The organism is Marinobacterium mangrovicola, assembly GCF_004339595.1.
Lineage (GTDB): Bacteria > Pseudomonadota > Gammaproteobacteria > Pseudomonadales > Balneatricaceae > Marinobacterium_D > Marinobacterium_D mangrovicola.
In genome coordinates, this window is the sequence record NZ_SMFU01000015.1 from 64831 (window position 1) to 79737 (window position 14907).

Below are 14907 nucleotides of genomic sequence, written 5' to 3' on the forward strand. Positions count from 1 at the left end.
GTTTCGGCCCGTTAACACCTAATAGCGGGCCAACCCATCCAGCGTCACTTCATAGCGCTTCGCCATCTCATCGAAGTGCACACCGTAGCTGGTGGGATAGGCAAAATCCTTATGATAGGCCTGCGGCTGCTTCACCGGCGTTGACATGTCTGGCCGGGATTTCAGGTAATCCAGCGTCATCATCGGCTCCATGAAGATCACCTTGCCGTCGTAGAAGCCGTAGATAAAGGTTGTGGTAAAAGGCTCTCCGTTAAACTCGCCGCTGGCCGGATCGATGGCGTGAGCCCCCATGTTCGGTACTTCGGTGCCTGGCGGCAGGGCATAGCCTTCAGGCATATAGCCTTCTTCCGGCGCCTTGCGGGCCATCTCCAGGCTGGCGGTGTCCAGGGTAATCTCTTTACGCGCCGCGTGATCGATGGCGTAGAAGTGGAAATCAAAGTGTGGAGTGTCGTATACCCCCGGAGGGATGTGCCCGTGCGGATTCCAGTCCAGCATCACATGATCGTAGCCAAGCGCCGCGGCCTCGGCCGGCAGCTCCAGGTCATACTCCCAGGCACCGTGCTCCGACAACTCGGTAGGCAATCCTGAGAGGGTTTCTTCGCTGAAGCGTACGCCCAGAGTGCGGGCCTTACCCTGCTCATCCAGGGTGACGAAGGTCCAGGCCTGACCTTGTCCAATCGCCACCGGCGGCCCCTCAAAGGTACCGCTCATCTGTGCATCTTTAGGCGAGGTGGAACAGCCGGCGAGAATAGCTGTAAGCGCGATAGCCACCGGCACCAAGCCGGGAGCGGGTAAACCAGAACGTATCATTGGAGAACCCTCTTATTTTTCTTCTATACCGGTGCAGGCAACCCGCCTGCAGGCCTGCTCAAGCATGGTTCCTAACCCAGGATTGCGCCAGTTGCCGGGTTAAGCAGTTATTCAACGCCAACAGTGAAGCCAGACAGTAAAAATCCAACTGCATAGCAGCTGACTTTGCATCAAACTCTCTATAAGGAAGCCTGGGAAAACCTACTGACGAATGCCGGGATCAACTATATCCGTTTCCTTTTCAACTCCGGTTTCGGCTGCTGCCGAGCAAAGAGACTTGTGCGGCTTTCGTTGCTAAGTATGTCCCTTTGCAATCCCAAACCGCCCCTATGGTTTGCTCGGCTACGCCGACTCCCCTGTGCTTCTCGTCTGAAAGAGCGGGACAGGCTTTTCCCTCAACATAAGTCGCAGCGTTGCTGCTCAAACAGCCTGTCCCTTATCTCTCTTTCAGCCTGTGATGCTCGGCTGCACCAAAGGGGATGGATTGCTGCGCTCAGATAGCCACGAGACATCGAGCCCCGTTATCGATACGGCACGAGAAAGGCATCGCCTCGACTAAACGACCACCACCTCCGTAGGAGGTGGTTTAAGAGAGGCAATAAAAAAGCGACCACCGTTACCGGGGTCGCTTTTTCAGATACTTGCGCGGTGTGGCTTAAAAGATCCAGGCGATCATCAGCCAGAAGATCAGGAAGAACACAAAGAACCCGGCCAGCATAAACTGGAGCTCGCCCAACAGACCGTCGCCGGAGGCGATAGCAAATACCAGCAGCGTCGCCACGGTGACAAAGAAGGCGATCACCGCCGCGCTCTTCAACCCGAGGCCAGGTTCAAAATGCACGGCGATAATATCCCCCAGCGCCGGCAAGATCAGCGCAATCGCCACGCCCACCAGCAGCACCAGCGAGATCAGAATAATCGCGATCTTGCGGGACTCATTCTTGTCCTTGTTGTCGCTTTCACCAACCATACCGCTTACCCGCCGTTCTGACGCGCCTTGATCAGCTCGCGCACCCGGTTCGGGTCGGGCAGGCCTTTCACGGAGATCTCCGGATCATCGCCGGCAGTATAAATATCGATGGCACCGACACCGAAAATGCGATTGAAGAATGACTGTCTCACGGTAACCGTGCGTACACCGGTGATGCCGACCTCAGACCTCTCCTTACTCAGCAGGCCTTTCTCATAGAGGATATCGTGCTCGGTGACGGAGAGTTTGGATGCCTTGGTCTGCAGATACCAATACAACAGAATGATAATGCCGATACCGAACGCCGGAATTAACAGGATAGAAAGGATAAACCCGAGCGGATTGTTCTTGAACATCACCGGATTTGCGGAGTAAAGCTCACTCATTTTTATCTCCTTGAGCGCCCATGTCTGTGTTCCCCGACAGAGTCTCTGACTGAGGAACCCACCCAGAGAGTGGCAAGCCAATACTGTCCGAGTTGTGGGCGCTTGTCACGCCGCAAGCGCCCGGCAACTGCCGCCCGGTACGCAGATTTCAACTTTTTTGCAGCTGCGTAACGCCGCTTTGATCAGGCTGGTCTAAAGTCAAAGAGGTGCCGCAGAGAGCGCACCGGATCTCACACCTTTTTTGCATGACATCTCTGACCTACTCATAAAGGGACTAAACGATGGCTTACGTAACCATTGACGGTAACAAATACGAAAAAGAGCTGCTTGATCTGGCCACAGCCCACACCACCGGTCGCGGTGAAGGCAAGATTTCCAAGGACGAAGCGGCAGACCTGCTGAAGTCGGCCAGTGATGGCCAGGGTGTAACCGAAACAGAGATGGCCACGCTGAAATATATCCGTGACGCCTTCGACTTTACCGATGCGGCGGCCAGCTACTTTGATGGCGAGCTGGCAAAGCTCTGAGCAAGCGTCCAAAAACAGGCCCGCAGTGTTCGCACCCCGGGCCTTTTCTTTTTCGAGCCTGTCCTGCTCGTAAATTCGTTTAAATCCGAGGATCTGTCATGAGCCTGCTTAATATGGCTGCCCAGCTGTTTATCAACAAGCTCGGCGGCAACGGTAACGACCTTGACCAGAGCAGCGTCGCCTCCGCACTGCAAAACCTACTCCCAACCCAGGGCGGCGAACTCGATCTGAGCGCGTTGATTTCCCTGTTTACCGAAAACGGCGCGGGACTGGCCAGCCTAGCCAGCACCTGGCTCGGCGGTGGCGATAACGCCGCTATCTCCCCCGCCACCATTCTGGAACTGCTGGGCAGCGATCAGGTAGCCGCCTTTGCCAGCAAACTGGGCCTGGGGCAGGAAACCGCCGCCGAAGGCCTGGCTGAGACGATTCCAGAACTGATCGACAGCAATAGCGAAGATGGCGCGCTGGCCATGGGCGATATGGCGAAAGGGATGCTGGGTAAGTTGTTCTGAAAGAGACTGCAGACTTTCTGCCGGTGTGCTGCGCCATTAACGGACGGAGCACACCGGGGCTTGGTACTAACGCGGCTCTATCTCACCGCTCTCCAGACGCTGCTGATAGATCGCCTCCAGCTTGTAGATATCGAGCTGCAATTCGAAGAAGCCGTGCCAGTGGGCGTAGTCCGGCCCGGCCATCAGAGCACCGTGACGGGCGCGGCGCCCCTCGTGATGCCATAGATGGTAGAAGGTAATCTGAAACTCGTCGGCCCAGGGGTTCTCAAGCAGCAGTCCCTTGGCTTCAAGGTCATCGAGCATCTTTTTGGCCGGGTCGTAATACTCGACGTTATACAGCTGGACCGCCTTATCCCCCTGGGCAAAGAAACCATCGGTATGGTTACTGCCGTGACAGGCGGAGCAAACCTGTTTCATCTTCTCACGTCCCTGAGGCCCGTTACCCAACAGCGGGCTCAGCACATCGGTGGAGTTTCGCATCTCCGAGCGCTTGGCCCATAAATTCCAGTACAAACGTTCACTGACGTTATGGGTGCTGGCCAGCTCACCGACACCACTCATATGACAGGTGGCACAGGTCGGGGCGCGATAGTCACCCGGCTCCCAGGCGCCGGCCGGTTCATCCCAGCTCCATTTGTGTCCCTCGGTAGCGTAGATCTGGCCGTGCTTACTGTTTTCGTATACCTCTATATCCGGATGGTCCGGGCCCAGGTGACAACTGGCGCAGGCCGCCGGCTGGCGTGCTTCCTCCAGGGAAAACTTATGGCGAGTATGGCAGGCCGCGCAGTTACCTGTGCTGCCATCCGGATAAATATTCCCCATGCCGGAGTTGGGCCAGGTGGTCGGATCCGGCGTGCCATCTTCGTTCAGGGCAAGCTCCGTGCCGTGGCACTGCATACAACCGGTTTCACCCGGCGCCCCGCCCAGCTCCTTGTTGTTACGCCCCTCGTGGAACTTCACCAACGCATGCAGGCTGTCCTTGGGAATAATCTGGTGATACGAGCGGAAGTGCCCGCTTGCATTGAACTGCTCCTGCTCCTCGGCATGACAGCGCCCACAGGTGTTGGGTGAAACCAGCGGCGTAATATAAACACCCTGCAACCCCTCCTCATTATGCAACTGGGCATCGGGCTGGGATTTGCTGGCCGCATGACAGTCGTTACAACCCACGCCCACATGGCTATGCCGGCTGTCTTTCCAATCTGCAACAATGCCGGGCTGCTCCTCCTGGTGGCAGGCAATGCACTGTTTGTCCAGCTCACTGAGCCCCTGGCTGAACGCCAGTGTGCGGATCTGGGCGATGTTCACGCCCTCGTTCTGAGCCTTTAAGGGAAGGCTCAACAGAAGTAACACGGCTGCGAATATTCCGATCAATGAGAGGGATTTGAGGGAAACCATGGGCGCGTCCTTTTGCTTCTTGTTCAGGGATTAGCGATAACAGGCGGTGGGCGATTCTGGCGTTCGTGGGTCAACAACGCCTGAGTCAGATCCCTGTGGCCCACGTTATGGCAGTCGATACAGCTCTTATCGACAGTGCCCTGAAAATAGGGTTTGTGGGCGACGAACTGGACGCTGTTGCTTTCGCTGCCGCGCTCCAGGCCGTTATGGCATTTGAGGCAGCCGGACTCATACACATATTCGTGAGCGCGTTCGCGCTTGGCATGCCAGTCCACGTCGTCCGCACCGAGAACAAACTCCTTCCAGACATCCCAGGCACCGTTGCGTGCTTTCATGTAGAGGTAATTAACGGTGCTATCGTGGGGCAGGTGGCAGTCGGTGCATAACACCTCTACGCCTGTGGTAGAACGCCCGCCGTGGGCACTGTTGAGAAAGGATTTTTGCATCGGTTCCATGCTGTGACAGCTGCCACAGAACGCCGCGTCGGAGGTGATATGCAGCGCCTTATCGGTAACGCCCCAGGCCAATACGGTTGCGAGACCAAGCAGGCCGAGTATCAGCAGAATCTTTACCGCTTTAAGCATGGGATGAATTCCCTTTCTTATTCGGTGGTTATTCCTTTGCTGACACTATAGTCAAGCTGTCTCTTTCCGCCAGGTGAGATTGCCGCAGAAACAAAAAGAGCCCACCGATCGCTCGGCAGGCTCTTTCTCTTGTGGGTCGTTGTAGTACGAATTAGCGGAAGACGAACTCTCCGGCTTCCACATCCACACCAACCTCCTCGCCCGGCGCGTAATCGCCAGAGAGGATCTTCTGCGCCAGCGGGTTTTCGATCCACTGCTGGATCGCACGCTTGAGCGGACGCGCGCCGTAGATCGGCTCGAAACCGACTTCGACCAGCTTGTCCAGCGCGGTGCTGGTCAGGCTCAGGGTCAGATCGCGTTCGGCCAGACGTTTGCGCAGACGCTCCAGCTGGATGTTGGCGATACCGGCCACCTGGCTCTTGCGCAGGCTGTGGAACACCACCACCTCGTCGATACGGTTGATCACTTCCGGACGGAAGTGAGTACCCACCGCTTCCATCACAGCGCTCTTCATCAGGCTGTAATCATCATCCTCGGTGAAGTTCTGGATCAGATCCGAACCCAGGTTGGAGGTCATGACGACGATAGTGTTGCGGAAGTCCACGGTACGGCCCTGACCATCGGTCAGGCGACCATCCTCAAGCACCTGCAGCAGGATGTTGAACACATCCGGATGCGCCTTTTCCACCTCATCGAGCAGCAGCACGGAGTACGGTTTGCGACGCACCGCTTCGGTCAGGTAGCCGCCCTCTTCGTAACCGACATAGCCCGGAGGCGCACCGATCAAGCGAGCCACGGAGTGTTTCTCCATGAACTCGGACATATCGATACGCACCATCGCCTCTTCGGTATCGAACAGGAAGTTCGCCAACGCCTTGCACAGCTCGGTTTTACCCACACCGGTGGGGCCGAGGAACAGGAAGGATCCATTCGGCCGGTTCGGGTCCGCGAGACCTGCGCGAGAGCGGCGCACCGCGTTGGAGACCGCGGTGATCGCTTCCTCCTGACCGACCACGCGCTGGTGCAGCGCATCTTCCATGCGCAGCAGTTTTTCGCGCTCGCCCTCGAGCATCTTCGCCACCGGGATACCGGTCCAGCGGGAGACGACCTCGGCGACTTCCTCTTCGGTCACCTTGTTACGCAACAGCGTGGTTTCGGCCTGTTCATGCTCAGCACTGTCGGCAGCCTCAAGTTGCTTTTCCAGCTCAGGGATCTTGCCGTACTGCAGCTCAGACATCTTGCCCAGGTCACCGGCACGACGCGCCTGCTCCATCTCGACACGGGCCTGGTCGAGCTGCTCTTTCACCTGGGCAGCACCCTGCAGGGTAGCCTTCTCGGCTTTCCAGATCTCTTCGAAATCGGAGTACTCTTTCTCCAGCTCGCCGATATGCTCTTCGAGCTCGACCAGGCGTTTGCGGGAGGCATCGTCTTTCTCTTTCTTCAGCGCTTCGCGCTCCATCTTCAGCTGGATCAGGCGACGGTCGAGACGATCCATCTCTTCCGGCTTGGAGTCCATCTCCATACGGATGCGGGAAGCAGCTTCATCGATCAGGTCGATCGCCTTGTCCGGCAGCTGACGGTCGGTGATATAGCGCTGGCTCAGCTTGGCCGCCGCGATGATCGCCGGGTCGGTGATGGTGACCGCGTGGTGCACTTCGTAGCGCTCTTTCAGGCCACGCAGGATCGCGATGGTGTCCTCTTCGGAGGGCTCATCGACGATTACTTTCTGGAAGCGGCGCTCAAGCGCGGCGTCTTTTTCCACGTACTGGCGGTATTCATCCAGGGTGGTGGCACCGACGCAGTGCAGCTCACCGCGCGCCAGCGCAGGCTTGAGCATGTTGCCTGCATCCATGGCGCCCTCGCCTTTACCGGCGCCAACCATGGTGTGCAGCTCATCGATAAACAGGATGATCTGGCCTTCCTGCTTCGACAGCTCGTTCAGCACGCCTTTCAGGCGTTCCTCGAACTCACCGCGGAACTTGGCGCCCGCGATCAGCGAGCCCATATCCAGCGCCAGCACGCGTTTGTGCTTCAGGCCTTCAGGCACCTCGCCGTTGACGATACGCTGCGCCAGCCCTTCGACGATGGCGGTTTTACCCACACCGGGTTCACCGATCAGCACCGGGTTGTTCTTGGTACGGCGCTGCAGTACCTGGATGGTACGGCGGATCTCTTCATCACGGCCGATCACCGGATCCAGTTTGCCGGACTCGGCACGCTCGGTCATATCGATGCAGTACTTATCCAGCGCCTGACGGGTCTCCTCGGCGTTGGCATCCATCACCGCTTCACCGCCGCGCACATTCTCGATGGCGGCCTGCAGCGACTCGCGGGTCACGCCCGCCTCTTTCAGTACCTTGCTGGGGTCGCCCTTGTCTTCCAGCATCGCCAGCAGCACCAGTTCGCTGGCGACAAACTGGTCGCCGCGCTTCTGCGCCATCTTGTCGGTGAGGTTAAACAGACGCGCCATGTTCTGGGACAGGCGGATCTCGCCATCGGGGCTGGAAACCACCGGCAGGCGATCGATCGCTTCGCCGACCTTACGCGCCAGCGCGCCGGTCTCAGCACCGGCCTGCTTCAGCAGCGGACGTACGGAACCACCGCGCTGCTCAAGAAAAGCAGCCAGCAGGTGGATAGGTTCAATCATGTTGTGGTCTTTGCCGATCGCCAGTGACTGGGCATCGGCCAGGGCTTCCTGGAGTTTGGAAGTGAATTTATCGGGACGCATAGAATCTCCTTCTGAAACCATCTGCGCCGGAGGACTCCGGTGTTTCTGTTACCACAATAAATAGGGGTGTTTTTTCCGGGTTCAAGAGTCGGGTGATTAAAAATTAGCCAACACTGATATAAATACCGGAGAAACCGTCATTCGACAGGGCTACACTGAGAGCACATTTCATATCGACAAGGAGTCAGCGATGAGTCAAACGATTCACCCTTTTCATCTGGCATTTCCGGTACGGGATCTGGAGGAAACGCGGCGATTTTATGGCGAAGTGCTGGGCTGCAACGAGGGCCGCAGCGCACCGGGCAAATGGTGCGACTTTAACTTTTACGGTCATCAGATCGTCGCCCATGTGGCACCGGAAGAGTGCGGCTGCGAAGCGCTGAGCAATGTGGATAACCACAAGGTACCCGCCAAGCATTTCGGTATCGTACTGCCAATGGATGAGTGGCAGGCGCTGGCCGAACGGCTGGTGGCGGCGGGCACTAAATTCGTGATCGAACCCTATATCCGCTTCAAGGGTGAAGTGGGCGAACAGGCCACCATGTTCTTCCTTGATCCCTCCGACAACGCCATCGAGATCAAGGCGTTCAAAAACATCGAGTCGCTGTTCGCCAAGTAAGGGACTTCTGCATAGCCATTAAGATGCTGAGGGGATACTGCAGTAACTGAGGCTCCTTCCGGTTTAGAGCACTTCCCCAGCGCCAGTTTCGCCTGCAGGCGAGTAAAGGTACTTGTGCGGACAAGTACCTTTACAATCCCAAACCGCCCCTGAGCCTTGGTCGGCTGCGCCGACTGCCCTGTGCTTCTCGTCTGAAAGAGCGGGGCCGGAAACTCGGCGGCACCTCAGACAGCCGGCCCCTCATTTCTCTTTCAGCCTGCGATGCTCGGCTGCGCCAAAGGGGAACGATGGGTGCGCTCAGATAGAAATTAGAAAACCTGGACCCGGTTAAACAATTTCCAGATCACCAATAAGTTATCTGAAATCAGCCCTTGATATACCAGCCCCAGGGGCCGCCGTGATAACTGGTGATCTGCTTGGTTTCGAGATACGCCTCAAAGCCCCAGCGACCCAGCTCACGGCCGATGCCGGAGCGCTTGTAGCCGCCCCAGGGCACCTCGATAAAGGTGGGCTGTGAGCAGTTGATCCAGACGATACCAGCGCGCAGCCCTTCGGCTACCCGATCGCAGCGCTCAAGATCTTTCGACATCACCGCCGCGCCCAGACCGAACTCGCTGTCATTGGCTTCGCGCAGCGCTTCCTCTTCACTATCGAAGGGGTTGATACAAACCACCGGGCCGAAGATCTCCTCTTTCCAGATAGAGGAATCGGTGGGCACATCGGCAAAGATGGTCGCCTCCAGGTAATAGCCCTCGGACAGGTGCTCCGGCACCTTGCCGCCGCAGACCAACCGTGCGCCGCTCTCCTTACCCGACTCGATGGCCGCAAGAATCTTGCGATGCTGCGTCTCGTTGACGATGGCACCTAACAGCACATCCTCATCCATGCCGTAACCGATCTTCAGCTTGGCGCACTCTGCGGATAACCGTTCTAACAGGGGTTCATACATCTCGCGCTCAACCAGCACCCGCGAGGTCGCCGAGCAAACTTCGCCCTGGTTCCAGAAGATGCCGAACATGATCCACTCCACCGCCGCTTCCAGATCGCTGTCGGCAAAAACGATAAACGGCGACTTGCCGCCCAGCTCCAGAGAGATGGTTTTCACATCCTGGGCCGCGGCCTGCATGATCTTGCTGCCGGTGGGTACCGAGCCGGTAAAGGCCACCTTATCCACAAGTGGGTGCTCAGTCAGTGGCGCGCCCACTTCCGGGCCGAAACCGGTGAGGATATTCATTGCACCCGCGGGCAGGCCTGCCGCTTCGGCTATTTCGCCATACACCAGCGCGGTCATCGGTGTCACTTCAGAAGGCTTGAGCACCACCGTGCAACCGGCGGCCAGAGCGGGCGCTACTTTCCAGGCAGCCATCAGCATCGGGAAGTTCCAGGGCACAATGGCGCCGACCACACCCAGGGGTTCCTTGCGGACACGGGAGGTAAAGCTGTCATCACCAACTGTCACCGGCTGACTCTGCTCAGAGGCAAAGCCCTCCGCCATATCGGCGTAATACTCGAAACAGCCAGCCACATCCTCGATATCCCAGCGCGCTTCCGGCAGCGGCTTGCCGTTATCACGCACCTCCAGTTCGGCCAGTTCATCGATACGCTGATTAATCAGCGCCGCCATTTTACGCAGCACTCCCCCGCGTTCGGCAAAGCTCCGCTGTGGCCAGGGGCCTTCATCAAACGCCCTGCGAGCTGCCCTGACCGCCAGATCAACATCCGCCGCACCGGCCCTGGCCACCTCGGCAAAGGGTTTACCGTTACCGGGATCGATCACCTCAAACGTCTCGCCGCTGACGGGCGCTACCCACTGACCATCGATAAAGAGCCGAGCTGTCATTCAAGCCTCCTGGACTGTCTGTTTGCTGTCACCTCAATGTACGTATAAGGCTGAATAATAGAAACCCTGTAGGGAAAGTAATTTAACCAAGAATAAATTAATCAAGTACGAAACAGAGAGGAGTCGCTCGTTAACTGGCAACGTTTCCCGGTCAATGTCTTATTGATGTCACATAAGGCTGGTATCAATTGCGGATCCAATATTCAGGTAACACAGAAGGAACGAAACATGAGCCACCATGAGATGCTTGAGGACGAAGATCGCGTCGAACTGGAACACAGCGACTTTGACCGCATGGTGCAGAAGGGACTGAGCCGTCGAGGCTTTCTCAAGGGTAGCGCCACCGCCATGGGTCTTTTCCTGGCCGCGTCTCCGCTGGCGCATGCGGTTGCCTCTGTTACCGAAACCAAACTTATGGGCTTTACCCAGGTGCCGGCCAGCACTGCCGATACCTTTGTGGTGCCTGAGGGTTACGTTGCCGAGCCGCTGATCTCCTGGGGTGATCCGATCCTGGCCGATGCACCGGAATTTGATCCCTCCGGCTCCCAGAGCGCAGCAGCCCAGGCCGGCCAGTTCGGTGATAACACCGATGGCATGAGCTTCTTCCCGCTGAGCGCCAGTCACGCCGTCCTGGCGGTGAATAACGAGTACACCAACTACGAATATCTGTTCTCACACCAGGGCAAGGAAGCGCTGAGTGCCGAAGACGTTAAGAACGCCCAGGCCGCCGTCGGTATCTCCGTGTTCGAGATCAAGCGTAACGATCAGGGTCAGTGGAAGGTCGAAAAAGGCGCGCGCCTGAACCGTCGCATCACCGCGAACACCCCGATGCAGCTGACCGGCCCGGCCGCCGGCCACGACCTGTTGAAGACCGCTGCCGACAGCACCGGTACTCAGGCACTGGGCACCTTCAACAACTGCGCCAACGGCCAGACTCCCTGGGGTACCTACCTGACCTGTGAAGAGAACTTCAACGGCTTCTTTGGCGCCTCTGCCGAAGGCTTCACGCCTAACGCCCAGCAGAAGCGTTACGGTCTGAAGGCGAAGAGCAGCTACCAGTGGTTCACTCAGGATTCTCGCTTCGACATGTCGCAGAACCCGAACGAGCCGAACCGTCACGGCTGGGTAGTCGAGATCGATCCGATGGATCCTACCTCCACACCGAAGAAGCGCACCGCGCTGGGTCGTTTCAAGCATGAAAACGCCGCGGTCACCGTCGATGATAGCGGCCACGTTGTGGTTTACCTGGGTGATGACGAGCGCGGCGAGCATCTTTACAAGTTCGTCTCCCGCAACACCTACAACCCGGACAACATGGCGGCCAACCGCGATCTGCTCGAAGACGGCACCCTGTACGTGGCGAAATTCAGCGCTGCCGATGGCGAAATCAAGGGCCAGGGCGAGTGGCTGGAACTGACCCACGGCAAGAATGGCCTGACTGAAGCCAACGGCTTCCAGAGCCAGGCAGATGTGCTGATCTTTGCCCGTGAAGCAGCCACTCAGGTGGGCGCCACCACCATGGATCGTCCGGAATGGGTGGCCGTACACCCGAACCGCACCACCGTGTTCTGCACCCTGACCAACAACAAAAACCGCGGTGTCGAGGGTATGGATCAGCCGGTCGGCGGCCCGAACCCCCGCGCCAAGAACAACTACGGCCAGATCGTTCGCTGGTGGCCGCGCGGTGGTGACCACACCGGCACCCGTTTTGACTGGGATCTGTTCGCTATCGCCGGTAACCCGACGGTACAGGAAGGCCTCTACGCAGGCAGCGACAACATCAACGCAGACAACATGTTCAACAGCCCGGACGGCGTAGGCTTTGACAACTCTGGACGCCTCTGGATTCAGACCGACGGAAAGTACTCCAACGAGGGCGAATTTGCCGGCATGGGTAACAACCAGATGCTTTGCGCCGACCCGCAGAGTGGTGAGATCCGCCGCTTCGCCACCGGCCCGATCGCCTGCGAGATCACTGGCCTCGCCTTTTCACCGGATCAGCGTTCTGTCTTCATCGGCGTTCAGCATCCGGGCGAAGACCTGGCGCCGTCCCACTTCCCGGCAGGCGGCAATAGCAAGCCGCGCTCTACCATCATGGTGGTGCGTCGCCAGGATAACGGCGTGATCGGGGCTTAAGCCCCCCGAAGGCTAAGAGTTTTAGGCGTGTAAGACGGACACTTACACGCCGCACAGGATGTGCACCCTACAGGGATGTCCCCTTTTGAAAGCCCGCCTCTTATGGAGTGCGGGCTTTTTCATTTCCCTCCTGTTTTATACCTCTCATCACTTGCCGCTCGGGTTCTACCGCTGCGAAGCATTCCAGCTCCTTCGTTCTTATTTTGTTATGTTATAACAATAAAAATCAATTGGATGTTCAACGGTATAAATGCGGAAATAGCGCACCTCTTTGGAGGGAACTCCCTGCAAGCCTCTGCCTGCCCCACAGGCCCTTTAGGCAGGCGTCGCGGCTTCACTTAAGCAGGTTTGAGTTTGCCTCTTTCGAACAGCGAAATAAGGAAGGTTTATGAGCGATATCCAGCAGACTGCACTCGTGGTGAGTGCCCACTCCGCCGATTTTGTCTGGCGTGCCGGCGGCGCCATCGCCAAGCATGTTAAACAGGGCTGGCGGGTCAAAATCGTCTGCCTGTCCTTCGGTGAGCGCGGCGAATCCGCCAAGCTCTGGAAACAGCAAGGGATGACACTGGATCGGGTTAAGGCCGCACGCCGTGAAGAGGCGCAACGGGCCGCCGATATTCTCGGTGGTGAGGTGGAGTTCTGGGATATCGGCGATTACCCGATGCGCGTGAACGACGAGATACTGTTCCGCATGGTGGATCTCTACCGTGAACTCCAGCCCTCCTTTGTGCTCAGCCACTCGGTAAAAGACCCGTATAACTTCGACCATCCGCTGGCGATGCACCTGGCGCAGGAAGCGCTTGTCACCGCCCAGGCGATGGGCCACAACCCGGGTCAGAAGATTATCGGCGCGCCGCCGGTCTACGCCTTCGAGCCGCATCAAACCGAACAGTGCGAGTGGATTCCCAACACCTTCCTGGATATCACCGATGTCTGGGAGACAAAACGCAAAGCGATCGAATGCATGGCCGGCCAGGAACACCTCTGGCACTACTACACCCGTGTCGCCCAGCAGCGTGGTGTGCAGGCCAAGCGTAATATCGGCATCGCCAATAAACGCGATATCGAATACGCCGAAGGCTATATGCGCCTGGCGCCTTCGGTGGTCGATACCCTTTAATACCGGCCACTTAGCGACTCGTCGTCTCGCGATAGCGATCTGACGGTTTTACTACCGGGCACGGCCAACAGCGGCCAGCCCGGCTTTCACCTCTTATTTCACTGCAGTTCAACCACTACAGCGAAGATGCTCAACCGGCTTATTCTGCCAGCCACTGGGCGACCTGTTTGGTGTAGTAGCTGACGATCATATCGGCACCGGCACGCTTGCAGGCGGTCAGGGTTTCGAACACCACCGCGCGCTCATCCAGGGCTCCGGCCTGGGCGGCGAACTTGATCGATGCGTATTCTCCGCCAACCTGATAGCAGGCCAGCGGCAGCAGGGTGCGCTCGCGCAGTCGTGCCAGTACATCCAGGTAAGCCAGCGCCGGCTTCACCATCAGGATATCGGCGCCCTCCTCCTCATCGAGCATGGCATCGGCCAGAGCCTGACGGCCGTTGGCGTAATCGAGCTGATAGCCCTTGCGGTCGCCATCCAGCTCGCTATCTACAGCGACACGGAACGGACCATAGAAAGAGGAGGCAAACTTGGCGGAATGAGCCAGGATCGCCACGTTCTCGAATCCGGCGGCGTCCAGCCCTTCCCGCATGGCGCGGATCTGACCATCCATCATCGCCGAGGGCGCCAGCATATCGGCACCGGCACGGGCTGCGGTGACGCTCTGCTTGACCAGGTTTTCCACCGTCGCATCGTTACAGACGTGATTCTCTTCCAGCACGCCACAATGGCCGTGGGAGGTGTACTCACAGAAACAGATATCGGGAATTACCATCATCTGCGGACAGGCCTGCTTGATAGTCCGCACCATCCGCGCCAGCAAACCCTCGTCGTTCCAGGTATCGCTGCCGGTCTCATCCTTATGGTGCGAAATGCCGAACGGCATCACATAGCGAACGCCCAGACTCCAGAGTGTTTCCACCTCAGCAGCCAGGGCTGACTCCGGCAGACGCTCGATCCCCGGCAGGCTGCTGATCGGCTGCGGAGCGGAAATTCCCTCCTCGATAAACAGAGGGCAGATCAGGTCGTTAAGGGACACCTGAGTTTCGCGAACCAGATCACGCATCACCTCGTTGCGGCGCAGACGACGAAAACGCTTGAGCATCAAACCTCTCCTTTCAGATAGCAGCCGGCGACCTGAGGGTCGCCAGCTTAGAACGGCCCCTAAAATACTCTTTTTCGCCGCTAAACTGCAGCCGAAACAGCGCGACACTGCTGTGCATAAAATCAACGCCGGCCATCTCGTTCAAACCCGCAGAAGTCAATGAGGCCTGAATCGT

The 14907-nt window shown here is 57.9% G+C and carries 13 protein-coding genes; 5 read left to right on the forward strand and 8 right to left on the reverse strand.

Features of this window, described 5'->3' with window-relative positions; genetic code table 11:
- Nucleotides 1–18 precede the first annotated feature (18 nt).
- From CLV83_RS22240 to CLV83_RS22250, 3 genes are all read right to left on the reverse strand, one after another.
- On the reverse strand, nucleotides 19–711 hold the full coding sequence (locus CLV83_RS22240; RefSeq protein ID WP_243642496.1) for a DUF5602 domain-containing protein: 693 nt from the start codon (nucleotides 709–711) through the stop codon (nucleotides 19–21).
- A gap of 754 nt (nucleotides 712–1465) precedes the next feature.
- Nucleotides 1466–1780, reverse strand: coding sequence for a hypothetical protein (locus CLV83_RS22245; RefSeq protein WP_132298105.1), 315 nt, complete (start codon nucleotides 1778–1780; stop codon nucleotides 1466–1468).
- A 5-nt stretch (nucleotides 1781–1785) separates the two neighbouring features.
- Complete coding sequence (locus CLV83_RS22250; RefSeq protein WP_132298107.1) at nucleotides 1786–2166, reverse strand: PH domain-containing protein; 381 nt, start codon at nucleotides 2164–2166, stop codon at nucleotides 1786–1788.
- Between the two features lie 281 nt (nucleotides 2167–2447).
- Here CLV83_RS22250 and CLV83_RS22255 point away from each other — a divergent pair, with 281 nt between their 5' ends.
- Both CLV83_RS22255 and CLV83_RS22260 read left to right on the forward strand, forming a co-directional pair.
- Nucleotides 2448–2693: a hypothetical protein gene (locus tag CLV83_RS22255; RefSeq protein ID WP_132298109.1), complete on the forward strand. Its 246-nt coding sequence runs from the start codon at nucleotides 2448–2450 to the stop codon at nucleotides 2691–2693.
- Between the two features lie 98 nt (nucleotides 2694–2791).
- Nucleotides 2792–3205, forward strand: a complete 414-nt coding sequence (locus CLV83_RS22260) for a YidB family protein (protein WP_132298111.1) — start codon at nucleotides 2792–2794, stop codon at nucleotides 3203–3205.
- 66 nt (nucleotides 3206–3271) lie between these two features.
- Here CLV83_RS22260 and CLV83_RS22265 read toward each other — a convergent pair whose 3' ends face one another.
- The 3 genes from CLV83_RS22265 to clpB form a co-directional block, all read right to left on the reverse strand.
- On the reverse strand, nucleotides 3272–4603 hold the full coding sequence (locus tag CLV83_RS22265) for a multiheme c-type cytochrome (RefSeq protein WP_132298113.1): 1332 nt from the start codon (nucleotides 4601–4603) through the stop codon (nucleotides 3272–3274).
- 23 nt (nucleotides 4604–4626) lie between these two features.
- Nucleotides 4627–5187, reverse strand: a complete 561-nt coding sequence (locus CLV83_RS22270) for a cytochrome c3 family protein (RefSeq protein ID WP_132298115.1) — start codon at nucleotides 5185–5187, stop codon at nucleotides 4627–4629.
- A 151-nt stretch (nucleotides 5188–5338) separates the two neighbouring features.
- Nucleotides 5339–7915, reverse strand: a complete 2577-nt coding sequence (gene clpB / locus CLV83_RS22275) for an ATP-dependent chaperone ClpB (protein WP_132298117.1) — start codon at nucleotides 7913–7915, stop codon at nucleotides 5339–5341.
- Between the two features lie 190 nt (nucleotides 7916–8105).
- Between clpB and CLV83_RS22280 the strand changes: the two genes are divergently transcribed.
- Nucleotides 8106–8534, forward strand: coding sequence for a VOC family protein (locus CLV83_RS22280; RefSeq protein ID WP_132298119.1), 429 nt, complete (start codon nucleotides 8106–8108; stop codon nucleotides 8532–8534).
- Nucleotides 8535–8898: 364 nt separating this feature from the next.
- On the opposite strand, the gene CLV83_RS22285 is transcribed toward CLV83_RS22280, so the two are convergent.
- Entirely contained in the window at nucleotides 8899–10374 is a 1476-nt protein-coding gene (locus CLV83_RS22285) for an aldehyde dehydrogenase family protein (RefSeq protein ID WP_132298121.1), read from the reverse strand.
- Between the two features lie 228 nt (nucleotides 10375–10602).
- On the opposite strand from CLV83_RS22285, the gene CLV83_RS22290 reads away from it, so the two are divergent.
- Together CLV83_RS22290 and CLV83_RS22295 are read left to right on the forward strand one after the other, a co-directional pair.
- On the forward strand, nucleotides 10603–12510 hold the full coding sequence (locus CLV83_RS22290) for a PhoX family protein (RefSeq protein ID WP_132298123.1): 1908 nt from the start codon (nucleotides 10603–10605) through the stop codon (nucleotides 12508–12510).
- Between the two features lie 388 nt (nucleotides 12511–12898).
- Nucleotides 12899–13630 carry a PIG-L deacetylase family protein gene (locus CLV83_RS22295; protein ID WP_132298125.1) on the forward strand — a complete coding sequence of 244 codons (732 nt, stop codon included), beginning with the start codon at nucleotides 12899–12901 and terminating at the stop codon, nucleotides 13628–13630.
- A gap of 139 nt (nucleotides 13631–13769) precedes the next feature.
- On the opposite strand, the gene hemB is transcribed toward CLV83_RS22295, so the two are convergent.
- Nucleotides 13770–14732 (reverse strand): porphobilinogen synthase, encoded by a 963-nt coding sequence (gene hemB / locus CLV83_RS22300; protein ID WP_132298127.1) that lies wholly within the window; start codon nucleotides 14730–14732, stop codon nucleotides 13770–13772.
- Between the last annotated feature and the right edge of the window lie 175 nt (nucleotides 14733–14907).